Origin of the sequence: Diaphorobacter sp., assembly GCF_050251835.1 — a bacterium.
In the GTDB taxonomy this organism is placed as follows: Bacteria; Pseudomonadota; Gammaproteobacteria; order Burkholderiales; family Burkholderiaceae_C; genus JBFXIE01.
In genome coordinates this window covers 40,926-64,249 of the sequence record NZ_JBFWLZ010000002.1, presented here as the reverse complement: position 1 = coordinate 64,249, position 23,324 = coordinate 40,926, and the positions used below count along the sequence as shown (strand labels likewise).

The following is a 23,324-nucleotide window of genomic DNA, read 5'->3' as shown; positions in this document are numbered from 1 at the left end:
CGCAGCACAAGTGGGCGCCAGCCCCATGCGCCTTCTCAGGCCTGCGCGGGCAGCTGCGCCAGAGCCACCCGGTTGCGGCCGGTGCGCTTGGCCTGGTAGCAGGCCATGTCGGCCGCATAGAGCACGGCCGCCGCATCCTGCGAGCCAAGGTGCAGCGGCACCAGACCTATGCTCAGGCCCAGCGTGAAGCTGCGCCCCTGGTAGGCGGGCTCCCAGGCCTGCACGGCGGCGCGCAACTGCTCGGCCACCGCCTGGCCACGCGACACGGTGCTGCCGGGCAACAGCACCGCAAATTCGTCACCCCCCAGGCGGGCAGCCCAGCCGCTGTTGCCCACTTCGGACTCCAGCAGACGCGCCAGGCGGCGCAGCACATCGTCGCCCGCGTCATGCCCGGCCACGTCGTTGACCACGGTGAAATGGTCCAGGTCCATGAACAGCAGCACGCCGCATTCGTGTTGCAGCGCCTCGCCTGGCAGTTGCGGGCGCCGTGCGCGTTCGAGCAGCAGCACTTCGAGGCGGTGCTCGAACTCGGCACGGTTCATGAGCTGGGTCAGCGCATCGCGCGTGCGCACCCAGGCCAGCTGTTGGCGGGTTTCGCGCACAGCGGTGAGATCCTCCAGCGTCCAGACCATGCCGCGCGCCGGCTCGTCTGGCTGCACGCAATGGCCGCGCGCATGAACCCACAGGGTGCTGCCATCCTCGCGGCGCAGGGGCAATTCGCCGTCAAAGATGCCGTGCGCCGCAAACTCCGAGCGCACCTGCCGCGCCAGGTCGGCCCCGCCGTCACGCGCGGTCAGCAAATCCAGCATATGGCGCCCCTGCAACTGCTGCTGCGTGTAGCCCAGCATGCGACAGGCCTGCAGGCTGACCAGTTCGACGTGCTCGCCCCGCGTGACCGCGACGCCCTGGGGCACATGATCCAGCACCCGCTGAAGCTGCTGCTGCGCCGCGCGCAAACTGCGCTGGGCAAGGCGCCGCGACTGGATCAGCCAGGCGCACACGCGTGCGGTGTCGTCCACCTCACCCGGACAGCGGGGCCAGGGGGGCTCGGTGGACGGATCGGGCTGCAACTGCGGGCATGGGTTGTCGGCCAGGAATTGGGCATCAGATTCAGCGGCCGAATCGACCGCACATAAAGCTCCAGGGCCAGCCGCAGAACCGGACATCAGTGCGCGCTGACGTAGCAGCGCCAGCGGGCGCGCCAGCCAGACCATGAGCACCATCGCCAGCGCGGCGACCAGCGCCGTCGCCGCGCCAGCCAGCCACCACGACCGGCGCTGCGCACCGTGCAGCGGCGCCAGCATGGCCTGCGAATCGCTCACCCGCGCCACCACCCACTGGGGCATGGGGACGCGCGCCAGGCTCACCACATGGCCGGGCTGCACCTGCGTCACGCCGCGGCTGCCGGCCGGCTGCTCGGCGTTGCGCCAACGGGCATACGCATCGGCCAGGCCGGGCTCGTCCTGCACGCGGCCCATCACGCGTTGCAGATCGGGGTGCGACAGGATCACCCCGTCTTGCGTGAACACCATCAGCCGCGACTCGCTGCGCGCCGGCAGGGCCAGCGAGTGCGGCAGCAGCCCTTGCGACTGCAGCCGCAGCAGGCCCGCCACGGCGCCCGTCACGCGCCCCTCGCCGCGCAGCAGCGGCAGGGTGAACATCACCCGCGCATCCTGCGCCGTGGTGCCAATGAGGTCGGAAACCAGCGGTTTGCCCTCCAGCAAGGTGCGCACCAGATAGTCGCGCTCGGCCGGATCGAGGTCGGAGGCCTTCTCCAGCCTGCCGTAACGCAGGTTGACGCTGAGGGTGCCGTCCATGCGCGCCACCTGGATGGCATCAAAAAAACGCACCGCCGGCAGGCCCTGCTGCAGCAGCCATTCCAGCGAGGCTGGCGAGTCCAGCACCTCGGGCGTGATGCCCTCTGCCACGCTATCGAGCACCTTCTGGCTTTGCTCGATCTTGCTGGCCAGCAGGCGCGCCACCAGTTCCACCTCGTCGTTTTGCTGGCGCACAAAGCGCTGCATGGCCTCTTGCCCCACCGTGCGCGACACCAGCCACACCGCCATCGCGCCCGACATCACAACAGCCAGCACCGCCACCGCCACCAGCTTGCGCACCAACGGCCCGGGGAACCAGCCAGGCTCGCCCGCGTCCCGGTCGGCAGCGGCCATCCCCGGCACGGCGGCGTGTTCAGCCGGCGTCATGGGTGCTCCACAACCGAAACACCCCGGGCGATGTGATCTGAAGCGGTGGATGGCATGCCTGGATGGGATGGGGACGACTCCCGCACCAATATACGCAGGGCCTGCACTGCCCGGCTTGGGTGGAACCCTGTGAGCCTTTCAGGAAAAACCCTGACCGGGCCTGGACTGACCGACGTCTGGTCGGCACAGGCCGTCAGGCCACCGGCGCAAGGTCAGGCACAGTGGCGTGCAGCCGACGCGGTTGCCAGGACGACTAGCCGCCCGCCACCATCTGCAGCGCGCGCGGCTGCGGCAGGCTCAGCACATTGCCCGTGCCGGAGATGAGGCCGTGCTCGCGCAGATGGCGCAGCACGCGCGACAGCGTCTCGGGGGCGATGCCCAGTTGCGCCGCAATCAAGCGCTTGCGCTGGTGCAGCGTGACGCGCAGCCCGCCATCTTCGCTGTTGTGCGCATGCTGCAACAACCACTGGGCGCAACGCGCCTCGGCGTCTTGTGCCAGGCGGCTCACCGCCAGCTCTGTCTGCTGGCAGTAACCTGTGGCCATGTCGTGCAGCAGGGTTTGCGCCGCCTGCGGCAAATCGTTGAAAGTGCGTCTGAAATCATCGATTGACAAGCGGTGCAGCTGCACCGGCGTGTCGGCCACCATGTCCACCGCGCAAGGCTGGTTCAGCAAAACGGTGGCGGCATCGAGCCAGAACGGCCCTTCCACCACGCCCAGCTGATGGCGCATCACGCCGTCCTCGCGCACCCCCAGCAGCACTCGGCCACTGTTCACGTACAGCACGGACGCGGGTCTTTGGTGGCGCTCACGCAGTACCTCGCCCGCGCTGACCACCTCTACCTGCGCAGACGGGTTGAAGGACGCAATGGAAAACATGGCGCCACTGTGCCGGTGCATCGCCTGTTGCACTTTGAGGAAGGTCAAAATAAAAGTGCGCGCCGCGCCCGCATGCCCCCCCCACACCTGACCGCCGGATTGCTGCCACCCGGAAGTCGATCCAGGCAGCGCCGCAGGCCGCAGGCAGTGTTCAGAGAGACTGCCCACAGTCACATACCTTTCATGCCACTGTCTTATTATCGATTTTTCGCAATCCAGGTTTTCCCTCAATGCCCGAGCCCAGACGCCACGCTTTGGAGGCGATGCAGCACATCTTGTCGCCCGCGCTGCTGCATGGGGATGGCCCCGTCGCGCGCCTTCTGCAAGTGGACGGGCTGCATAGCGTCTTCCAGCCTCTGGCCAATCTGCGCGATGGAAGCATTTATTCGCACGAGGCGCTGATACGTGGCCCCGCAGGCAGCCCGCTGCAGTCGCCCGATGCGCTGCTGGAGCAGGCGCGCCACGAACACATCCTGCACGACTTCGAGCTGATGTGCGTGGCCCAGGCCCTCACGCAGTGGGGCGCTCAGTCAACTCCGGGACGGGTGTTCGTCAACATCAGCGCCAGCGCCCTGATCTGGGGCGTGCGCCGACTTGGCGCCGCGCCCCTGACCGACGTGGTGCGGCAAATGGGCGTGGCCCCGCACATGGTGGTGCTGGAGATCACCGAGCATGAACGCGTAACCGATCTGGTGCCACTGTGCAAAGCGCTGCGCCAGGTGCACGCCAGCGGCATGCGTCTGGCGCTGGACGATTTTGGCGACGGCCACTCCAGCCTGCGCCTGTGGTCCGAAGTACGGCCCGACTTCGTGAAGATCGACAAATATTTCACCCGCGACGTCCATCAGCACCCCGAAAAGCTGCAGATGCTGCAGGCCATACGCGCCATTGCCGACCTGTTCGGCACCACGCTGGTGGCCGAGGGCATAGAAACCAGCGAAGAACTGCGAGCCATACGCGACCTGGAAATTCCCTACGGCCAGGGTTACCTGCTGGGCCGCCCCGCCGTCCTGGCGCGCGAAGCCATAGAGCCCGCAGCCACCACCGTGCTGCTGGATCGCCGCGTGGCCGTGCTGCCCCACAGCAGCCAGCATGTGCGCCCCGGCATCCTGCGCAGCCTGATCACGGTGCAGGCCCCTACGGTCACGCCACACACCAGCAATGACGACGTGGCCGGGCTGTTTCGCATGCACAGCAACCTGCATGCCATCGCGGTGCTCGACGACGGCCGTCCCCTGGCCATCATCAACCGCCGGGACTTCATGAACCACTACGCCACGCTGTACTTTCGGGAAGTGCACGGGCGCAAGCCCTGTACCGCCTTTGCCAACGACGCTCCGCGCGTGGTGGAGCTGGATTGCAACGTGGAAGACCTGGTGGGCATCCTGACCTCGCAAGACCAGCGCTACCTCAGCGACGGATTCATCGTCACCGACAACGGCCGCTACCTGGGCCTGGGCACCGGCGAACAGTTGGTGCGCAGCGTGACCGAGGCGCGCATCGAAGCCGCGCGCCACGCCAACCCTCTCACTTCACTGCCCGGCAACATCCCCATCAGCCTGCACATGCAGCGCCTGCTGGACAAGCGCGCATCATTTGTTGCCTGCTACGCCGATCTGAACCATTTCAAGCCCTTCAACGACCACTACGGCTATTGGCGCGGCGACCAGATGATCCGTCTGGCGGCACGCCTGGCACTGACCCACTGCGACCCGCAGACCGACTTTGTGGGACATGTCGGCGGCGACGACTTCATGCTGCTGTTTCAAAGCAGCGACTGGCTGCAGCGCTGCCAGCGCATCGTGGACGAATTCGGGCGCGAGGCCAGGGCCCTCTTCGACGAGCCCGCGCGCAAGGCCGGCGGCATCTGGGCGGAGGATCGCTACGGCGTCAATCGCTTCTTTTACTGCACCACGCTGTCGATCGGTGCAGTGCGCGTCGCGCCCGGCAGCATGCGCCTGGCCGAAGATGTGGCCAATCTCGCGGCCCTGGCCAAACGCGATGCCAAGCAGTCACCCGACGGCATCTCCTGGCGCGACACCGTCCCCAATGCTACGGCCGCCAGCAGGGCGAAGGGACAACGCGCCGGCACGGATGCGCAACCCGTGCCCGCCCGTTGAGGAGAGCGGCACGCACCCGCCAAAACCGCGGGGTGGCATACGATCACCCCTGCAACACAATCTCCGCAGAGACGTCCCATGCCCATGTTTGTCGATACCTCGCCGCCCGGCCAGTGCATCTTCTGCCGCCTGGTGGCCAACGAGATTCCCAGCGCCAAAGTCTTTGAGGACGAGCTGACCGTCGCCTTCATGGACATCGGCCAGGTCACGCCGGGCCATGTCCTGGTGGCCACCCAGCGTCACGCCGCCACGCTGCTGGACACCACGCCCGAGGAGGCCGCCGCCGTGATGCGGACCGCCCACCGTGTGGCGCGGGCCGTGCAGGCAGCCTTTCAACCGCCCGGTCTGACGTTGCTGCAGGCCAACGGCGCCCTGGGCGGGCAAACCGTGGCGCACTTTCACCTGCATGTGGTACCGCGCCATGAGGGTGACGGCATTGCCCTGACCTGGCCACGTCAAGAGCCGCCCTCCGCCGTGCTCGCGAGCCATGCCGAGCGCCTGCGCGCGGCGCTGTGACCACCCCGCTCCCACGGCACGCCCCCGGCTGCGCCGCGCGCAGACTCTGCTACCCTCGCTCGCATCATGTCCGTTCCGTCCGCCGCCGTCGGCACGCTGGATGCGCCCGCCGTGCCCGCGCCCCCGGGCCTGGCCCTCGTGGCGCCGGCCCTGCTGCCGAGCATTCAGCCCTTCACCACCGATGTGTACCTGCCCGCACTCACGCGCAGCCTGGGCGCGCCCGTCGCCGCCGGGCAGCTCACGCCGTCAGCGATGCCGCTGGCGTTTGGCTGCTCACAACTGGTCTGGAAGCTACTGACTGATCGCTTTGGCCGCAGGTCCGTGCTGCTGACTCTCATCGCCTGGACGCTGGTGCAGAGCCATGCCCCGCAAGAGGCCGCCCATGCCAGTTGAGCACATTGCCGCAGATCGCATCCCCGCCATTGCGCTGGCCGGGCCCACAGCCTCGGGCAAGACGGCCGCGGCCTTGGCCATTGCCGACGCACTCGCGCCCCGACAGCCGGTGGAGATCATCAGTGTGGACTCGGCCCTGGTTTACCGCGGCATGGACATCGGCACCGCCAAGCCCACGCTGCATGAGCAGGCGCGCGTGCCGCACCACCTGATCGACATCCGCGACCCATTGCAGGCCTATAGCGCCGCCGAGTTTGTGCACGACGCCACGCGGCTCATCGGCGAGATTCGCGCGCGCGGCGCACTGCCGCTGCTGGTGGGCGGCACCATGCTGTACTTCAAGGCGCTGCTTGACGGCATTGACGACATGCCGCCCGCCGACGCCAGCGTGCGCGCACGCCTGGAGCAGCAGGCGGCCGCCATCGGCTGGGGCGGCATGCATGCCGAACTGGCGCGGGTGGACCCGGTCACCGCCGCGCGCCTGGCGCCCGGCGACAGCCAGCGCATTCAGCGCGCGCTGGAGGTGTGGCATGTCTCGGGCCGGCCGCTGTCGAGCTTTCACACGGCAAAAACAACCTCCACCAACGACCGACTGCTCAGCACCGCAAACCTTTTTTCCCTGGAGCCGCACAACCGCGCCTGGCTGCACGGGCGCATTGCCCAGCGCTTTCACGCCATGCTGGAGGCGGGCTTCCTGGATGAATTGCGGCGCCTGCGCGAGCGAGGCGACCTGCATGCCAACCTGCCCAGCATGCGCTGCGTGGGCTACCGCCAGGCCTGGGAGTCGCTGGACGGCCTGTACCCCATGAGCAGCCTGCCCGAGCGCGGCATCGCCGCCACCCGCCAGCTGGCCAAGCGCCAGATCACCTGGCTGCGCAGCATGCCGGGGCGCCATGTGATTGCCTGCGACGCCACCGGCGCCACCACGCAGCTGGTTCAGGCCGTGCTGGATCGCGTGCTGGGCAGCGTGCTGAAAGGCGGCACATGACCGGCGCGCCCACACCCTTGCTGCAAGCACGCGGCCTGGCGCGGCGCTACGGCGCGCAGGCGGTCTTTGAAGGGGTGGATCTGCAAGTGCAGCGCGGAGAGTTTGTCGCCATCGTCGGCGATTCGGGCGTGGGCAAATCCACGCTGCTCAATTGCCTGGCCGGGCTGGATTCATGGGATGCCGGGCAGGTGTTGCACGAGGGCCTGGATCTGGGGCCGCTGGACGACACGCAGCGTGCGCTGTGGCGCCGCACCCATGTGGGTTTTGTGTTCCAGGCCTTCCATGTGCTACCGCACCTGGACGTGGCGCAAAACGTGGGCCTGCCGCTGATGCTGCTGGGCCAGCCGGCCGCGCACATCAACCCACGCGTACAGCAGATGCTGGCCGCCGTGGGCCTGCAGGGCCTGGGCGAGCGGCTGCCGCAGCAACTCAGCGGCGGACAGCTGCAACGGGTGGCCATCGCCCGCGCGTTGGTGCACCGCCCCGCCCTGCTGCTGGCAGACGAGCCCACCGGCAATCTGGACCCCACCACGGCGGCCCGGGTCATGGACTTGCTCATCGCCCAGACCCGCGAGCATGGCGCAGCGCTGGTGCTGGTCACCCACTCGCAGGCCGCCGCGGCACGCGCCGACCGGGTGCTGCGCCTGACGGTGCGCGGCATCGCCCCGGCGGCGTGAGCGCCACGCTTACTCGATTGCCAGGCGCTGCGTCTTGTTGCCCAGTTTCTTGGGCAGGGTGAGCGTCAGCACACCGTTGTCGTACTTGGCCTTGGCCTGGGTGGCGTCCACCTCGACCGGCAGCTGGAAGCTGCGGGCCACGGCGCCAAAGTAGCGCTCGCTGCGCAGCAGCTTCTCGCCATCTTTCTTCTGGTCGTGCTGGCGCACCTCTGCGCGCAGGCTGACCACGTTGCCGTCGATGGAGACGTTGATGTCCTCCTTGGGCACGCCGGGCACCTCGGCATGCACGGTGTAGGTTCCGTCATCCTCCTTCACGTCGATCTTGATCTGCGACGGCTCGGGCAGCGCATCGCCATGCAGCGGACGCACATAGAAACCGGGCGCAAAGTCCTTGAAGAAATCGTCAAACAGACTTCCACGGCTGACCAGCGAATTCATGGTGTAACTCCTTCTGTGGCAACAAGTGATGGGACTACAACAGGCAAACATGGCCTGTTGACGCATATATAAGCCTGCACCCCAAAACGTTCAAGGGGTTCAGGGTTTCAAGCGGTTCAACCCCCCCAATCGCCCCACCCCGCCGGGCGCAGGCCCGAAAACCGCACAATCGCGCCCATGCTGCCTGCCTTGCTGCGCTCGTTTTCCTGGGCCGCGCTGCGCCACCACCCCTGGCGCAGCGCGGCTGCCGTGGCCGCGGTCATGCTGGGCGTGGCGCTGGGCTTTGCGGTGCACGTGATCAACGCTTCGGCGCTGAACGAGTTTGCCCAGGCCGTGCGCTCCGTCAATGGCCAGCCCGACCTGGAGCTGCGCGCCGCGCAAGGCACGTTGCCCGAAGCGCTCTACGGCCTGGTCGCCACGCAGCCGCAAGTGCAGCTGGCCAGCCCCTGGCTGGAGCAGCCTGTGCGGGCCACGGCAGACCCGGCGCGCGCGCCCGTGGCGCTGCGCGTGGTGGGCGCCGATGCGCTGGTGCTGCCCGCCATGGCGCCTGCCCTGGCACCGCGCGGCTTCGATGGGGCCGACCGCCTGGCCATGCTGGCGCCAGCCACGGTGTTCCTCAACCCGGCAGCGCAGCAGGCGCTGGGCATGGGCACCATCGATGCGCGCACCCCGGCGCTGCAACTGCAAACCGGCCTGTCCACACACAGCGTGCGCGTGGCAGGCACAGTGGCTGCGGGCGGGCCGCCGCTGGCAGTGATGGACATTGGCGCGGCGCAGGATCTGTTCGGCCGCGCAGGGCAGCTCACGCGCATCGACCTGCGGCTGATGCCCGGCACCGCAGCCGCCAGCGTGCAACAGGCGCTGGCCGCCCTGCCCGGCTGGCCGGCGGGCGTGCAGTTTGCCGCGCCGCAAGACGAAGTGCAGCGCGTGGACAGCCTGTCGCGCGCATACCGCGTCAACCTGACGGTGCTGGCGCTGGTGGCGCTGTTCACCGGGGCTTTTCTGGTGTATTCGGTGCTGGCGCTCAGCGTGGCGCAGCGCGCGCCGCAGTTTGCGCTGCTGGCCGTGCTGGGCGCCACCCCGCGCGAGCGACTGGCGCTGGTGCTGCTGGAGTCGTGCGCGCTGGGCCTCATCGGCAGCGTGGCCGGCATTGCGCTGGGCGCCGCGCTGGCGGCCCTGGCACTGACCATGCTGGGCGGCGACCTGGGCGGCGGCTACTTCACCGGCGTGCAACCCGCGCTGCACTTCAGCACCCCAGCCGCGCTGGTCTATGGCCTGCTGGGCGTAGCCGCCGCGCTGGTCGGCGGCTGGTGGCCCGCACGCCATGCCCAGCAGCTAGCGCCAGCGCAAACGCTCAAGGGCCTGGGTGCCCACGGCGGGCGCGGCGCTCAGGCCTGGGTGGGTCTTTTTTTGATAGCAGCTGGCGCTTTCTTGGCATTGCTTCCACCGGTTTTTGGCATACCTTTGGCAGCCTATGGCGCAGTGGCGCTGCTGCTGATTGGCGGCATTGCGCTGCTGCCCTGGCTGGTGCAAGTCCTGCTGACACGGCTGCGGCCGCTGGCTGTGGGCCACACACTGGCCTTGCTGGCGCTGGAGCGCGCGCGCCGCATGCGCGCCAGCGCCGCCGTGGCGGTGGGCGGCGTGGTGGCAGCCCTGAGCCTGGCCGTGGCGCTGACGGTGATGGTGGGCAGCTTTCGCGGCTCGGTCAGCCAGTGGCTGGACAGCGTGCTGCCCGCGCCGCTGTACCTGCGCGCGACGGCCGTCAGCGCCAATGGCGATGATGGCGCCGTGTTTGCGCCCGCTTTTGCCGACGCCGTGGCCCGGCTGCCCGCCGTGGCGCGCGTGCAGGCGCTGCGCACCAGCCGCCTGCAACTGGCCCCCGACCGCGCGCCCGTAGCCCTGCTGGCGCAGCCGCTGGGCGCCGACCCTGGCCAGGTCCTGCCGCTGCTGGGCGCTGCCCTGCCCGTGCCTGCCGGGCGCGTGGGCGTGTACGTGAGCGAAGCGGTGGTGGATCTGTACGGCGCCCGGCCCGGCGCAGACTGGCCGCAATTGTCTAAGGTTTTTCAGGCTCCAGCACAAGCTGGACAAGCGCCAGAAGCTACATTTTTTATAGCAGGCGTGTGGCGCGACTACATACGCCAGCACGGCGCCATTGCGCTGGACGCACAAGACTTTGCCCGCCTGACGGGCGATGCGCGCGCCAGCAACCTGGCGCTATGGCCCGCACCGGGCAGCACCACCGACGCACTGCGCTTGCAAGTGCTGGCCCAGGCCCGCCAGAGTCTGGGCGAGGCAGCCGCCGAGAGCCTGGAGTTTGTCGCCGCCGATGCGATACGCGCGCGCTCGCTGGCCATTTTTGACCGCAGCTTTGCCATCACCTATTGGCTGCAGGCGGTGGCCGTGGGCATAGGGCTGTTTGGCGTGGCAGCCAGCTTCAGCGCGCAAGTGCTGGCGCGGCGCAAAGAATTTGGACTGCTGGCGCACCTGGGCCTCACGCGGCGGCAAATCCTGACGGTGGTCGCCGGCGAAGGCGCCGCATGGACGGCCGTGGGCGCCGTGGCCGGCACGCTGCTGGGCCTGGCCGTGGCCGTGGTGCTGGTGCATGTGGTCAATCCGCAGAGTTTTCACTGGACCATGGACATGGCCGTGCCCTGGCCGCGGCTGCTGGCGCTGGCCATTGCCGTGGTGGCCGTGGGAACGCTGACCGCCTGGCTGGCGGGCCGCGCCGCCGCCACGAACGACGCAGTCATGGCCGTCAAGGAGGACTGGTGAGCATCAACGCCCCTGGTTTTGCACTGGCGCGCAGGCGCTGGCTGATCGGCATGGGCGCCCTGGCGCTGGCCGGGCCGGCCACCGCCCTGCCCGCGCGCGTGCTGCGCTTTCCGCGCGACTATGGCAGCCACCCCGAGCTGCGCACCGAGTGGTGGTACATCACCGGCCATGCGCGCGCCGACGACCGGCTGTGGGGTTTTCAGATCACGTTCTTTCGCTCGCGCGTGGACGCAGCGCAAGCCATGCAGTCGGCCTTTGCGGCGCGCCAGCTCATCTTTGCGCATGCGGCGCTGACCGACGTGCAGGGCCGCAGGCAACTGCATGACCAGCGCATCGCACGCGCAGGCTTTGGCATTGCCCATGCGCTGGAAGCCGACACGCAGGTGCGCCTGCGCGACTGGTCTTTGGTGCGCCAGGGCGGCGCCACGCCGGGCAGCAGCCGCTACGCCATTCGCGCCCAGGCCGAAGGCTTCGCGCTGGAGCTGGACTGCACCAGCACCCAAAGCGTGTTGCTGCAAGGCAGCGGCGGCCTGTCGCGCAAAGGCCCCGACCCCCAGCAGGCCAGCTATTACTACAGCCAGCCCCAGTTGGCGGTGACGGGCGCCATCACGCTGGCGGGTCGGCGCATGGCGGTAGCCCAAGCCCCCGCGCCCGACAACCGCGCCTGGATGGACCACGAATGCAGCGAGGCGCTGATGCACCCTGACGCCGTGGGCTGGGACTGGATCGGCATGAACCTGCACGACGGCGCCGCGCTGACCGCCTTTCGGCTGCGGCGTGCCGATGGCAGCACGCTGTGGGCGGGCGGGTCATGGCGCGCGGCGGGTGCAGGGTCGGGTACGGATGGCGTGCAGGTGTTTGCGCCTGACGCCGTGGTTTTCACGCCGCTGCGCCGCTGGCGCAGCAACGCCAGCGGCGCACGCTACCCGGTGCAGTGGAGAGTGGAAACGCCCGCTGGCGCGTTTGTGGTGCAGGCGCTGCTGGACGACCAGGAGCTGGACAGCCGCGGCTCGACAGGCGCCGTGTATTGGGAAGGCTTGTGCGCCTTGCAAGACACCTCTGGGCGCGAGACCGGGCGCGGCTACCTGGAGATGACGGGCTACACGCGGCGATTGCAGCTGGGTTGAGCGCTTGACGCTGACGACGGTGGTCACCCAGGTTCACACGCTCTGGCTTTGGCAAAGGGCAAAAACAAAGCGGCCATGCAGGCATCGCGCCGTGCATGGCCGGGGTACTGTGCATGGCCGCGCCATGCGCCAGGCGCCTTAGTGTGTGCTGCCGCTGCCCTCGCGGCGGCGCTCAAGCCAGGCAATGATCTCGCCCATGATGCCGCGGCGGAAGGCCAGCACGCAGACCACGAAGATCAGGCCCGTGACGATGGTGACCGACTCGCCCAGGGTGTTGAACCAGTCGATGGTGGTCAGCTGCGCCAGCAGCGTGCCCATCTCGCCGATCTTGTTTTCCAGCAGCACCACCACGGCCGAGCCCACCAGCGGGCCGCTGAGCGTGCCCAGTCCGCCCACCAGCGTCATCAGCACCACATGGCCGGAGGAGCTCCAGTGCACGTCGGACAGCGTGGCAAAGCCCAGCACCAGGGTCTTGAGCGCGCCGGCCAGACCGGCAATGGCGGCCGAGATCACGAAGGCCAGCAGCTTGAAGCGGTTGGTGTCGTAGCCCAGAGAGATGGCACGCGGCTCGTTTTCCTTGATGCCCTTGAGCACCTGGCCAAACGGCGAGTGGATGGTGCGCACGATCACCAGGAAGGCTGCCACCACCACGATCAGGCACACGTAGTACATGGTCAGGTCGCTGCCCAGGTCGATCATGCCGAACAGCTTGCCGCGCGGCACGCCCTGCAGGCCGTCCTCACCGCCTGTAAACGGCGCCTGCAGCGCTGCAAAGAACAGCATCTGCGCCAGTGCCAGCGTGATCATGGTGGCGTAGATGCCCTGGCGGCGAATGGCGAAAAAGCCCATCACCAGCCCCAGGAACGCGCCCGACACCAGACCGAGCAGCAGACCGATCTCGGGCGTGACGCCCCAGACCTTGACGGAGTGACCCGTCACGTAAGCCGCACCGCCCAGAAAGGCAGCGTGGCCGAACGACAGCAGGCCCGTGTAGCCCAGCAGCAGGTTGAATGCCGAGGCAAACAGCGCGAAGCACAGCAGCTTCATCACGAAGACCGGATAGGCACCCAGGAAAGGTGCAACAAGCAGGCCTAGCAGAAGCAGGCCATAGCCAATGGGGGCGAGTTTTTTCGAGTTCATGCGTGCAGCCCCTGTGAATCACTTCTCTTTGCCGAACAGGCCGGCGGGGCGAATGAGGAGAACGATGGCCATGATGACGAACACCACGGTGGACGATGCTTCGGGGTAGAACACCTTGGTAAAGCCTTCGATCACGCCCAGTCCCAGACCGGTAAGGATCGAGCCCATGATCGAGCCCATGCCGCCGATCACCACCACCGCAAACACGACGATGATGAGGTTCTGGCCCATGAGCGGCGTGACCTGATAGACCGGCGCAGCCAGTACGCCGGCAAACGCTGCCAGCGCTGCACCGAAGGCGTAAGTCAGGGTGATCATCACCGGCACGTTGACGCCGAAAGCCTCGACCAGCCGCGGGTTTTCGGTGCCCGCGCGCAAATAGGCACCCAGCTTGGTTTTCTCGATCACGTACCAGGTGGCAACGCACACCAGGACGGATGCCACCACCACCCAGGCGCGGTAGTTGGGCATGATCATGAAGCCGAGATTGGTGGCGCCCTCCAGCAGCTCGGGTGTGTCATACCCGAGGCCGGAGACGCCATAGATGGAGCGGAACACGCCCTCGATCATCATCGTCAGGCCCAGCGTGAGCAGCAGGCCGTAGAGGTGGTCGAGCTTGTAGATCCAGCGCAGCATCAGCCTCTCGATGAGCACGCCGAACACCCCCACGATCAGCGGAGCGGCAATCAGCATCACCCAGTAGTTGATGCCGAAGTAGCTCATGGCCATCCAGGTGATCAGCGCCCCCAGCATGAACAGTGCGCCGTGCGCGAAGTTGATCACGTTGAGCAGGCCGAAGATCACGGCCAGCCCCAAACTGAGGATCGCGTAGAACGAGCCATTGACCAGCCCCAGCAGGAGCTGACTCATCATGGCCGACATTGATACACCAAAAATTTCCATTTGAACTAGACGCTACGGGTGATGTGGGAGGGTTCGGTCAGCGCAGCGTTACTTCCACAACGCGCACTTGCTCTCGGCCTTGGTGGTCCAGACCTGGTCGGCAGGCAGCTTGGCCACGACCTTGTAGTAGTCCCACGGTTCCTTGGACTCTGCGGGCGACTTCACCTGCATCAGGTACATGTCGTGCGCAAAGCGGCCGTCAGGACGGATCACGCCCTTGGCGTAGAAGTCGTCGATCGGGGTGGACTTGAGCTTTTCCATGACCTTGTCGGCATCAGTGGTGCCAGCGGCCTGGACGGCTTTCAGGTAGTTCATGGTGGCCGAGTAGTCGGCGGCATGGATGTCGGTGGGCATGCGCTTGGTCTTGGCGAAGAACTTCTTGCCGAAGGCACGCGTCTGGTCGTTCAGGTTCCAGTCCCAGCTGGTGGTCAGCAGCAGGCCCTCTGTGTTGCGCAGGCCCAGGCTGTGGATGTCGGTCAGGAACACCAGCAGGCCAGCCAGCTTCATGTTCTTGGTAACGCCGAATTCCTTGGCGGCCTTGATGGCGTTGATGGTGTCACCGCCCGCGTTGGCCAGGCCCAGGATCTGCGCCTTGGAGTTTTGCGCCTGCAGCAGGAAGGAAGAGAAGTCAGAGGCGTTCAGCGGGTGCTTGACGCTGCCCACCACGCGACCGCCGCTGTCCTTGACGACCGCAGCCGTATCGTTCTCGAGTGCTTGGCCAAAGGCGTAGTCCGCCGTCAGAAAGAACCAGTCCTTGCCGCCTTGCTTGACCACGGCGCCGCCCGTGCCCTTGGCCAGGGCCACGGTGTCGTAGGCATAGTGAACGGTGTAGGGCGTGCACTGGGCGTTGGTCAGTGCCGAGGAGCCCGCGCCGTTGTTGAAATACACGCGCTTTTTCTCTTCGGCCACCTTGGCCATGGCCAGGGCCGTGCCGGAGTTGGTGCCGCCAAACAGCATGGTCAGGTTTTGCGTGTCGATCCACTCGCGGGCCTTGCTGGCGGCGATGTCGGCCTTGTTCTGGTGGTCAGCGGTCAGCAGCTCGATCGGCTTGCCCAGCACCTTGCCGCCAAAGTCATCGATCGCCATCTGGATGGCCACCGCGCCGTTCTTGCCTTCCACGTCGGCGTAGAGGCTGGACATGTCGGTGATGAAACCAATCTTCACCTTGTCCTGTGCTTGCGCCTGCACGGCAGACAGTGCCAGGCCGGCGGTGCCCAGGGCCAGTACCAGCTTCTTGAGCGATTTTTGCATTGCGGTCTCCTTTGGTGGTCAGAAATGAACGGGAAAAAACAGCGGGCTCACACGCCCAGCAACTCATTGAGGACGGGCATCTTGGCTTCGAGTTCGGCTGCCCCGAACTTCTCCACGATGCAGCCATGCTCCATGACATAGAAACGATCAGCCAGGGGAGCGGCAAAGCGGAAGTTCTGCTCCACCATCACCACCGTGTAGCCCTTTTGGCGCAGCATGGTGATCATGCGGGCCAGCGCCTGCACGATGACGGGCGCCAGGCCTTCGGAGATTTCGTCCAGCAGCAGCAGCTTGGCGCCGGTGCGCAAGATGCGCGCCACGGCCAGCATTTGCTGCTCGCCACCCGACAGGCGCGTGCCCTGGCTGTTCTTGCGCTCGGCCAGGTTGGGAAACATGGCGTAGATTTCATCGACTGACATGCCCTGCGTGCCAGTCTTGAGCACCGGCGGCAGCAGCAGGTTTTCTTCGCACGACAGGCTGGAGAAAATGCCGCGCTCTTCAGGGCAGTAGCCCACGCCCAGGTGCGCAATGCGGTGCGTGGGCATGTCGATGGTTTCCACGCCGTTGATCTTGACCGAGCCCTTGCGCGCGCCGGTCAGCCCCATGATGGAGCGCATGGTGGACGTGCGGCCCGCGCCGTTGCGCCCCAGCAGCGTGACCACCTCACCGGGCTGCACCACCATGTCCACGCCGTGCAGCACATGCGACTCGCCATACCAGGCCTGCAGGCCCTTGATTTCCAATGCGGGTGTGCCGGCCATGTCAGTGCGCCCCCTGCAGCTGGCCGTCGGTTGTGCCCATGTACGCTTCCATGACTTGCGGATTCTTTGAGACTTCTTCGTAGGGCCCTTCGGCCAGGACGGCGCCGCGCTGCAGCACCGTAATGCAATCGGCGATGGTCGAGATGACCTTCATGTTGTGCTCCACCATCAGGATGGTGCGGCCTGCCGACACTTTCTTGATGAGCTGCGTGACGCGGTCCACATCTTCGTGGCCCATGCCCTGCGTGGGCTCATCCAGCAGCATCAGCTCAGGCTCCATGGCCAGCGTGGTGGCGATCTCCAGGGCGCGCTTGCGGCCGTAGGGCAGATTGACGGTGACCTCATCAGCCAGGTCTTGCAGGCCGACCTCGGTCAGCAGCTCCATGGCCCGGTCGTTGAGCTGATTGAGGCTGCTCTCGCTGCGCCAGAAGTGGTAGCTGGTGCCCAGCTTGCGCTGCAGGCCCAGGCGCACGTTCTGCAACAGCGTCAGATGCGGAAACACCGCCGATATCTGGAACGACCGAATCACGCCGCGCCGCGCGATCTGCGCGGGCTGCTCACGCGTGATGTCGTGACCATTGAACTCGATGGTGCCCGAGGTGGGCTCCAGGAACTTGGTCAGCAGGTTGAAACAGGTGGTCTTGCCCGCACCGTTGGGCCCAATCAATGCGTGGATGGCACCACGGCGCACGCTCAGGTTCACGTCGCTGACGGCGGTGAAGCCCTTGAATTCCTTGGTGAGGCGAGAAGTTTTCAGTATGACGTCGCTCATTGCCACCGGACCCATGTCGCGCAAGGTGCGCAACACAGCCCGACTCCGTGTTTAAGTTGCATCGGATCGTAAGGGGGCGCCCCCTGCGACATAACTGGGAGAAATGCCTATGTAGTAACGCCTACGTAGCAACACGTCATCGCCCCGGCGGACGCGGGGTTTTACGGGACATTCATGCGCTCTCGAAAGCCAGGACGATGGACGATTCATCCGCCGCCATCACGACGCGCGAGCGCACGCGCAGCCCTGATCGCGGCGCCGCAAATCCGACCATCTGCACGCCCGCGTCCAGCTGCGCGGACACCTCGTCGCCCAGTTCTCCGCGTGACACACGCGTGGCCCGCGCAGCCCAATGGTTGGCACCGGACGCCGGGGGCACGCCGGCTACCGGCAGCACGCGCACCGCGGTGGCCTTGCACAGGGCCTGCACGGGCATGCCAGGGCGCAGCCCCAGCAGCTCGGCGCTCTCTCGCGTAATGCGCGAGTACACATGCAGGCCGCGGGCTGCATCACCCGCAGCGCAATCCTCACTGCCAACGCGTGCGTCATCCGCACTACCCGCACACGACAGGTGCACGCGCACCACCGGCCCGCTTGCCTGCAAGCCCTGCACGATGCAGGGCCATTGATTGCGCATGCTGGTGCGCAAGGCCAGGCGCGCGGCCGCCGCCTGGGCAAGCCCACTGCCATCAAGCCGCTGCAACACCACGGCGCGCGCCTGCTGCATGGCATCGGCCGCGGCCAGCAGTTGCTCGCCTGCCGCCGTGAGCCGCGCGCCGCCGCCGCCCGCGCCGCCCACGACCCGCTCCACCAGCGCCACACCAGCCAGGTTGGTCAGGGTGTCCAGCGCCTGCCACGCTGCCTTGTAGCTCACGCCCACAGCCCGCGCCGCCTGCGAGATGGAGCCGCCCTGCCCTATCTGGCGCAGGATGTCGATGCGCTTGTCGGCCATGTCGTGGCGCAAGGCATCCAGAAACGAGGGATGTTGGTGCATGGCCCGCATCATGCCGCCCGCCGCAGGGCACTGGCTATACTGCCCGCTATTCATCAATGGAATAGCGAGGTACTATCCATGGCGGTTTCATCGATTGGCAGAAACATTGCGTACGTCGCGCTGCTGGCGGCCTCCACTGCGCACAGTGCCGAGGTCAATGTGGCCGTGGCAGCCAACTTCACTGCGCCCATGCAGCAGATTGCCGCGCAGTTCGAGCGGGAAACGGGCCACAAGGCCGTGTTGTCGTTTGGCGCCACGGGCAAGTTCTATGCGCAGATTGCCAACGGCGCGCCGTTTGGCGTGCTGCTGGCAGCCGACGACACCACACCCGAAAAGATCGCCCGCGAGGGCCTGGGCGATGGCGCCACGCGCTTCACCTACGCCATCGGCCGGCTGGTGCTGTGGAGCAAACAGGCCGGCTACGTGGATGCCGAGGGTAAGGTGCTGCAGCAAAGCGACTGGAGGCACATCGCCATCGCCAACCCCAGGCTGGCCCCTTACGGCCTGGCGGCCATGCAGACGCTGGACAAGCTGGGCCTGACGGCCCAGGTGCAGCCGCGCGTGGTCACCGGCGAGAACATCGGCCAGACCTACCAGTTCGCCGCGTCGGGCAATGCGCAGCTGGGGTTTGTGGCACTGTCGCAGGTGATGGAAGGCGGCCGGCTGCGCGAGGGATCGGCCTGGGTGGTGCCCGCCAGCATGCACGAGCCCATCCGCCAGGACGCCATCGTGCTCAAGCCCGGCCAGGGCAACGCCGCCGCCGCTGCGCTGATGGACTACCTGCGCGGCGACAAGGCGCGCGCCATCATTCAGTCCTACGGCTATTCTTTTTGAAGCACTCAGCGCTTATTCCAACTGGGCTGCGGGCGGATTTCATGCTTGAACCCACCCACAGACCTGCTCCACACCCGCCGAGCTCCACACAACTGCAATGCCCCTTCTGCCACTGTCCCCGCAAGACTGGGCCGCCATCTGGCTCACGCTGAAGCTGGCGGGCACCACCACCGTGCTGCTACTGATGCTGTGCACGCCGCTGGCCTGGTGGCTGGCGCACACGCCATCGCGCTGGCGCGGCCCGGTGGGCGCCGTGGTGGCGCTGCCGCTGGTGCTGCCGCCCACGGTGATCGGCTTTTACCTGCTGGTCAGCATGGGGCCGAGCGGCGCCATCGGACGATTGACCGAGGCTTTGGGCCTGGGGCGGCTGCCGTTCACCTTCCCGGGGCTGGTGGTCGGCTCCCTCGTGTATTCACTGCCATTCGCCGTACAGCCGTTGCAACGCGCCTTCGAGGCGCTGGGCCGCAGGCCGCTGGAGGTCGCGGCCACCCTGGGTGCCAGCCCGCTGGACCGGTTTTTCACGGTCGCCCTGCCCCTGACGCTGCCGGGCTTCGTCACGGCAACCATCCTGAGCTTTGCGCATACGGTGGGCGAATTCGGCGTGGTACTCATGCTGGGCGGCAACATCCCTGGCGTGACGCGCGTGGTGTCGGTGCAGATCTACGACCATGTGGAGGCCATGCAATACGCCCAGGCGCACTGGCTGGCCGGCGGCATGGTGGCGTTTTCCTTCGTGGTATTGCTGCTGCTGCACTGGCTGCAGCCCAAGGGGACGCGATGACATCAGCACAAGGCATCCAGGCCCAATTGGTGTTGGAGCGCGCCGATTTCACGCTGGATGTGCAGTTACAGCTGCCGGGCCATGGCGTGACGGCGCTGTTCGGCCCCTCGGGCTGCGGCAAGACCACCTGCCTGCGCGCGCTGGCAGGGCTGGAGCGTGCGCGCGGCAGCGTGCGGGTCAACGGCGAGACTTGGCAAGACGATGGCCAACCAGGCGCCAGCGGGCAGTGGCGCCCCACGCACCAGCGCGCGCTGGGTTACGTGTTTCAGGAGGCCAGCCTGTTTGCGCACCTGAACGTGCGCCGCAACATGGAATACGGCCTGCGCCGCCAGCCCCTGTCGCGCCGGCGCGTATCGCTGGATCAGTCCGTCGAACTGCTGGGCCTGGGCGCCCTGCTGCCGCGCATGCCTCACACCCTGTCGGGCGGCGAGCGCCAGCGCGTGGCCATCGCGCGCGCCCTGGCCACCAGCCCGCGGGTGCTGCTGATGGACGAACCCCTGGCCGCGCTGGACGCAGCGCGCAAGGCCGAAGTCATGCCCTACCTGGAGCGCCTGCAGCGCAGCCTTGACATTCCCGTGATTTATGTCAGCCACTCGCCTGACGAAGTGGCGCGCCTGGCCTCTCACCTGGTGCTGATGCAAGCCGGCCGCGTCACCGCCCAAGGGCCCACGGCCGAACTCATGGCGCGCCTGGATCTACCCCTGGCGCACGGTGACGCAGCCGCCGCGCTGGTGCACGGCCGCGTGCTGACGTACGACGCGCACGACCAACTGCTTACGGTGGCCATCAACGGCGGACAGATCCAGCTGGCCAGCGGCCGCCCCCGCGCCACGGGCGAGACCGTGCGCCTGCGCGTGCTGGCACGTGACGTGAGCCTGGCACGCACGCGCGCTGCAGACAGCAGCATCCTGAACCTGCTGCCCGCGCGCATCACCCAACTGGCCGACGACGGCCCGGGCCAGGTGCTGGCAGCGCTAGACGTAGCGGGCATCACGCTGCTGGCGCGCATCACCCTGCGCTCATGCCGCACGCTGGCGCTGGCCGTGGGCGACGCGGTGTTCGCCCAGGTCAAGGGTGTGGCGCTGGTGGATTGAGCCGATTGGATTAATGGCGGTCGAGGGTTATTGGGGGTCAGATTCCAATTAACGCTGGTCAGCGTTGGGGAAGAACAGCTGCTCGCCGTTGATCTTGTAGCTGGCAATGACGTTCTGGCCCGCGGGCGAGATCACCCAGTCCACAAACTTTTGCGCCTCGGCCTGCTTGACGTGCGGATGCTTGGCGGGGTTGACCAGCATCACGCCGTACTGATTGAACAGGCGCTTGTCACCCTCCACCAGCACCGCCAGGTTGTCGCGGTTCTTGAAGTTGAGCCAGGTGCCGCGGTCCGACAGCACGTACGCGCCGCTGGAGGCCGCGATGTTCAGCGCCGGGCCCATGCCGCAGCCGCATTCCTTGTAGCCGTTGCCCTTCACGCCGTCAGTGGCGATCTTCCAGTAGCGCAGTTCGGCCGCATGGGTGCCGCTCTTGTCGCCACGCGAGACAAATTCGGCATTGGCCGCGGCAATCTTCTTGAGTGCGACGCCGATGTCGTTGCCCTTGGTGGCGGCCGGGTCGCCCTTGCCGCCCACGAGGATGAAGTCGTTGTACATGACCGGGTAGCGCTTCACGCCCCAGCCGTCGGCCACAAACTTTTCTTCAGCCACCTGGTCGTGCACAAACAGCACGTCGGCGTCGCCGCGCCGCGCCATATCCAGCGCCTGGCCGGTGCCCACGGCCACCACTTTTACATCGATGCCGGTGGCCTGCTTGAAGGCCGGCAGCAGGTGGGTGAACAGGCCCGACTGCTCGGTGGAGGTGGTCGAGGCCATGGTGATGGCCTGCGCCGCAGCGCTGCCGTACGCTACAAAAGCAATAGCTGCTACCGCAGTCTGTGTAAGCGCTAGAGGCCAAAAATGCTTGTGATTGTTCATGCTATTTCTCCTTTGACGAACAGACGGGCGGCCTCCGGCAGGGGGCCATTGAAAAAGTCGTGCACGGGCAAGTCAGCCAGGATGCGGCCGTGCTCCAGGTAAATGACGCGGCTGGCCAGGCGCTTGACCTGGCCCAGGTTGTGGCTGCTGAAGACCGTGGTCAGCGGCTGCTGCGGGCCGGCGTTGCCGTGGCTGGCGGCAAAGTCGGCCATCAGCGCTTCGATCTCGCGCTTGGCATGCGGATCCAGGCTGGCGGTGGGCTCGTCCAGCAGCAGCACGTCGGGCCGCAGTGCCCAGGCGCGCGCAAAGGCCAGGCGCTGCTGCTGCCCGCCCGACAAGGTGCGCGCGTTCTGCCGGGCAATGGCCTGCAGCCCCACGCGCTGCAGCGCCGCTGCCGCCTGCGCCCGCGCCTGCTGCCAGCGCACGCGCCGCAGCCACAGACCCAGCGCCACGTTGTTCAGCGCGCTGGTGCGCAGCACAAACGGTCGCTGGAAAACCATGGCCACGCGCGGGGCTCCATCGCGGCGCAGCTGCCCCGCGCTGGGGCGCACCAGACCATGCAGCGTGCGCAGCAGCGTGCTCTTGCCGCTGCCGTTGGAGCCGATGAGGGCCACGCGCTCGCCGGGCAGCACGCGCAGGTTCACGTCCGTCAGCGCCTGTACCGCACCGTAGCGCACGGTCAGGTCGCGCAGGGCAAACAACGGCGGATCAATGGCGCACGCTTGCTCAGAGCTATGCGCCCGGCGCAGGGCTTGCGACGGCAGCGCGCTCATGCGGCCACCCCGGTCAGGCCGCCCACAGCCGCACCATCGACGCGCTCGCGCCAGCGCCGCAGCAACGCAATGCCCAGGTTGAGCAGCAACACCACGACCAGCAGCACCAGACCCAGCGCCAGCGCCAGCGGCAGGTCGCCCTTGCTGGTCTCCAGCGCGATGGCGGTGGTCATGACGCGGGTGAAGCCGTCGATATTGCCGCCCACGATCATCACCGCGCCCACCTCTGAAATGGCGCGGCCAAACGCGGCGATCAGCACCGTGAGCAGCGCGTAGCGCTCGTCCCAGGCAATCACCAGCGCGCGCAGCAAGGTGCCCGCGCCCAGCGAGCGCAGCTGTTCGCCATGCACGCGCTCCACGTCCTCGACCACCTGGCGCGTGAGCGCAGTGACCACCGGCAGCACCAGCAGCGCCTGCGCCAGCACCATGGCCTTGAACGAAAACAGCCAGCCCAGACTGCCCAGAGGCCCGGTGCGCGACAGCAGCAGGTACACGCCCAACCCCACCAGCACCGAAGGCACGGCCAGCAGCGTGTTGAGCACCGCGAGCGCCGCATCGCGCCCGGCAAAGCGCGCCACGCCCAACCAGGCCCCCAGCAAGATGCCGGCACCGAAAGCCAACAGGCAGGCTGTGGCGCTGACGGACAGCGAGCGCATGACGATGGTCCACAAGGCAGCGTCGGCGGAAGTGATGAGTTGCAGCGCCGTGGCGACGCTTTGGGAGATGGTGGACATGGGTGGGCTATCGTATGCAGCAATGCAATCCCCGGCGATATGAACACCTGTGCATAGGATCCAACTCCACTACACGCTCGACCGCGACGCGGGCGACGCGCTGATCCGTAATCCCCTGCTCGACATGCTGCAGGCCGTAGCCCAGCAGGGCTCCATCTCGGGCGCGGCGCGGGCGCTGGATCTGTCGTATCGCCATGTCTGGGGCGCGCTCAAGCGCTGGGAAGAGCAGCTGGGCAGCGAGCTCATCATCTGGGGCAAGGGACAGTCCGCGCAGCTCAGTGAATTTGGCACCAAGCTGC

General features: G+C 67.2%; 23 protein-coding genes. 11 read left to right on the top strand and 12 right to left on the bottom strand.

Features of this window, described 5'->3' with window-relative positions:
• Positions 1 to 35: 35 nt before the first annotated feature.
• Together AB7E35_RS01200 and AB7E35_RS01195 are read right to left on the bottom strand one after the other, a co-directional pair.
• Positions 36 to 2,204 carry a sensor domain-containing diguanylate cyclase gene (locus AB7E35_RS01200; protein WP_428166920.1) on the bottom strand — a complete coding sequence of 723 codons (2,169 nt, stop codon included), beginning with the start codon at positions 2,202 to 2,204 and terminating at the stop codon, positions 36 to 38.
• Between the two features lie 253 nt (positions 2,205 to 2,457).
• Complete coding sequence (locus tag AB7E35_RS01195; protein ID WP_428162074.1) at positions 2,458 to 3,081, bottom strand: Crp/Fnr family transcriptional regulator; 624 nt, start codon at positions 3,079 to 3,081, stop codon at positions 2,458 to 2,460.
• Between the two features lie 263 nt (positions 3,082 to 3,344).
• Between AB7E35_RS01195 and AB7E35_RS01190 the strand changes: the two genes are divergently transcribed.
• From AB7E35_RS01190 to AB7E35_RS01170, 5 genes are all read left to right on the top strand, one after another.
• Positions 3,345 to 5,201 carry an EAL domain-containing protein gene (locus tag AB7E35_RS01190; RefSeq protein ID WP_428166919.1) on the top strand — a complete coding sequence of 619 codons (1,857 nt, stop codon included), beginning with the start codon at positions 3,345 to 3,347 and terminating at the stop codon, positions 5,199 to 5,201.
• Positions 5,202 to 5,279: 78 nt separating this feature from the next.
• Entirely contained in the window at positions 5,280 to 5,717 is a 438-nt protein-coding gene (locus AB7E35_RS01185; RefSeq protein ID WP_428166918.1) for an HIT family protein, read from the top strand.
• A gap of 66 nt (positions 5,718 to 5,783) precedes the next feature.
• Positions 5,784 to 6,110, top strand: coding sequence for a hypothetical protein (locus AB7E35_RS01180; protein WP_428166917.1), 327 nt, complete (start codon positions 5,784 to 5,786; stop codon positions 6,108 to 6,110).
• Positions 6,100 to 7,098 carry a tRNA (adenosine(37)-N6)-dimethylallyltransferase MiaA gene (miaA, locus tag AB7E35_RS01175; RefSeq protein WP_428166916.1) on the top strand — a complete coding sequence of 333 codons (999 nt, stop codon included), beginning with the start codon at positions 6,100 to 6,102 and terminating at the stop codon, positions 7,096 to 7,098. Before AB7E35_RS01180 ends, miaA begins: the two co-directional genes overlap by 11 nt.
• Positions 7,095 to 7,775, top strand: coding sequence for an ABC transporter ATP-binding protein (locus AB7E35_RS01170; protein ID WP_428166915.1), 681 nt, complete (start codon positions 7,095 to 7,097; stop codon positions 7,773 to 7,775). The genes miaA and AB7E35_RS01170 overlap by 4 nt, the downstream gene beginning before the upstream one ends.
• A gap of 9 nt (positions 7,776 to 7,784) precedes the next feature.
• Here the strand turns inward: AB7E35_RS01170 and AB7E35_RS01165 are convergent, their stop codons facing one another.
• Positions 7,785 to 8,213, bottom strand: coding sequence for an Hsp20/alpha crystallin family protein (locus tag AB7E35_RS01165; protein ID WP_428162080.1), 429 nt, complete (start codon positions 8,211 to 8,213; stop codon positions 7,785 to 7,787).
• Between the two features lie 177 nt (positions 8,214 to 8,390).
• Here AB7E35_RS01165 and AB7E35_RS01160 point away from each other — a divergent pair, with 177 nt between their 5' ends.
• Positions 8,391 to 10,985, top strand: coding sequence for an ABC transporter permease (locus AB7E35_RS01160; protein WP_428166914.1), 2,595 nt, complete (start codon positions 8,391 to 8,393; stop codon positions 10,983 to 10,985).
• 50 nt (positions 10,986 to 11,035) lie between these two features.
• A complete protein-coding gene (locus AB7E35_RS01155) occupies positions 11,036 to 12,112 on the top strand; it encodes a lipocalin-like domain-containing protein (RefSeq protein ID WP_428166950.1) in 1,077 nt (358 codons plus the stop codon).
• A 138-nt stretch (positions 12,113 to 12,250) separates the two neighbouring features.
• On the opposite strand, the gene AB7E35_RS01150 is transcribed toward AB7E35_RS01155, so the two are convergent.
• The 6 genes from AB7E35_RS01150 to AB7E35_RS01125 form a co-directional block, all read right to left on the bottom strand.
• Positions 12,251 to 13,252 (bottom strand): branched-chain amino acid ABC transporter permease, encoded by a 1,002-nt coding sequence (locus AB7E35_RS01150; protein ID WP_428166913.1) that lies wholly within the window; start codon positions 13,250 to 13,252, stop codon positions 12,251 to 12,253.
• An 18-nt stretch (positions 13,253 to 13,270) separates the two neighbouring features.
• Positions 13,271 to 14,155: a branched-chain amino acid ABC transporter permease gene (locus AB7E35_RS01145; protein WP_428166912.1), complete on the bottom strand. Its 885-nt coding sequence runs from the start codon at positions 14,153 to 14,155 to the stop codon at positions 13,271 to 13,273.
• Positions 14,156 to 14,203: 48 nt separating this feature from the next.
• On the bottom strand, positions 14,204 to 15,406 hold the full coding sequence (locus AB7E35_RS01140) for an ABC transporter substrate-binding protein (protein ID WP_428166911.1): 1,203 nt from the start codon (positions 15,404 to 15,406) through the stop codon (positions 14,204 to 14,206).
• A gap of 47 nt (positions 15,407 to 15,453) precedes the next feature.
• Positions 15,454 to 16,167, bottom strand: coding sequence for an ABC transporter ATP-binding protein (locus AB7E35_RS01135; protein WP_428162085.1), 714 nt, complete (start codon positions 16,165 to 16,167; stop codon positions 15,454 to 15,456).
• Position 16,168: 1 nt separating this feature from the next.
• Entirely contained in the window at positions 16,169 to 16,939 is a 771-nt protein-coding gene (locus tag AB7E35_RS01130; protein WP_428162086.1) for an ABC transporter ATP-binding protein, read from the bottom strand.
• A gap of 172 nt (positions 16,940 to 17,111) precedes the next feature.
• Complete coding sequence (locus AB7E35_RS01125) at positions 17,112 to 17,945, bottom strand: TOBE domain-containing protein (protein WP_428162132.1); 834 nt, start codon at positions 17,943 to 17,945, stop codon at positions 17,112 to 17,114.
• 66 nt (positions 17,946 to 18,011) lie between these two features.
• On the opposite strand from AB7E35_RS01125, the gene modA reads away from it, so the two are divergent.
• The 3 genes from modA (at position 18,012) to modC (ending at position 20,642) form a co-directional block, all read left to right on the top strand.
• Complete coding sequence (gene modA, locus AB7E35_RS01120) at positions 18,012 to 18,767, top strand: molybdate ABC transporter substrate-binding protein (protein ID WP_428162087.1); 756 nt, start codon at positions 18,012 to 18,014, stop codon at positions 18,765 to 18,767.
• A 97-nt stretch (positions 18,768 to 18,864) separates the two neighbouring features.
• Positions 18,865 to 19,548, top strand: a complete 684-nt coding sequence (modB, locus tag AB7E35_RS01115; RefSeq protein WP_428166910.1) for a molybdate ABC transporter permease subunit — start codon at positions 18,865 to 18,867, stop codon at positions 19,546 to 19,548.
• The gene (gene modC, locus AB7E35_RS01110) at positions 19,545 to 20,642 is read left to right on the top strand and encodes a molybdenum ABC transporter ATP-binding protein (protein ID WP_428166909.1); all 1,098 of its coding nucleotides are present in this window, start codon (positions 19,545 to 19,547) and stop codon (positions 20,640 to 20,642) included. Before modB ends, modC begins: the two co-directional genes overlap by 4 nt.
• A 48-nt stretch (positions 20,643 to 20,690) precedes the next feature.
• On the opposite strand, the gene AB7E35_RS01105 is transcribed toward modC, so the two are convergent.
• The 3 genes from AB7E35_RS01105 to AB7E35_RS01095 are packed head-to-tail and all read right to left on the bottom strand — an operon-like array spanning position 20,691 to position 23,025.
• Positions 20,691 to 21,518 (bottom strand): substrate-binding domain-containing protein, encoded by an 828-nt coding sequence (locus AB7E35_RS01105; RefSeq protein ID WP_428162090.1) that lies wholly within the window; start codon positions 21,516 to 21,518, stop codon positions 20,691 to 20,693.
• Positions 21,515 to 22,291, bottom strand: a complete 777-nt coding sequence (locus AB7E35_RS01100; protein ID WP_428162091.1) for a phosphate ABC transporter ATP-binding protein — start codon at positions 22,289 to 22,291, stop codon at positions 21,515 to 21,517. The genes AB7E35_RS01105 and AB7E35_RS01100 overlap by 4 nt, the downstream gene beginning before the upstream one ends.
• On the bottom strand, positions 22,288 to 23,025 hold the full coding sequence (locus AB7E35_RS01095) for an ABC transporter permease (RefSeq protein ID WP_428166908.1): 738 nt from the start codon (positions 23,023 to 23,025) through the stop codon (positions 22,288 to 22,290). Before AB7E35_RS01095 ends, AB7E35_RS01100 begins: the two co-directional genes overlap by 4 nt.
• A gap of 49 nt (positions 23,026 to 23,074) precedes the next feature.
• Here AB7E35_RS01095 and AB7E35_RS01090 point away from each other — a divergent pair.
• The coding region (locus AB7E35_RS01090) for a winged helix-turn-helix domain-containing protein (RefSeq protein ID WP_428166907.1) at positions 23,075 to 23,324 on the top strand (250 nt) is incomplete at its 3' end.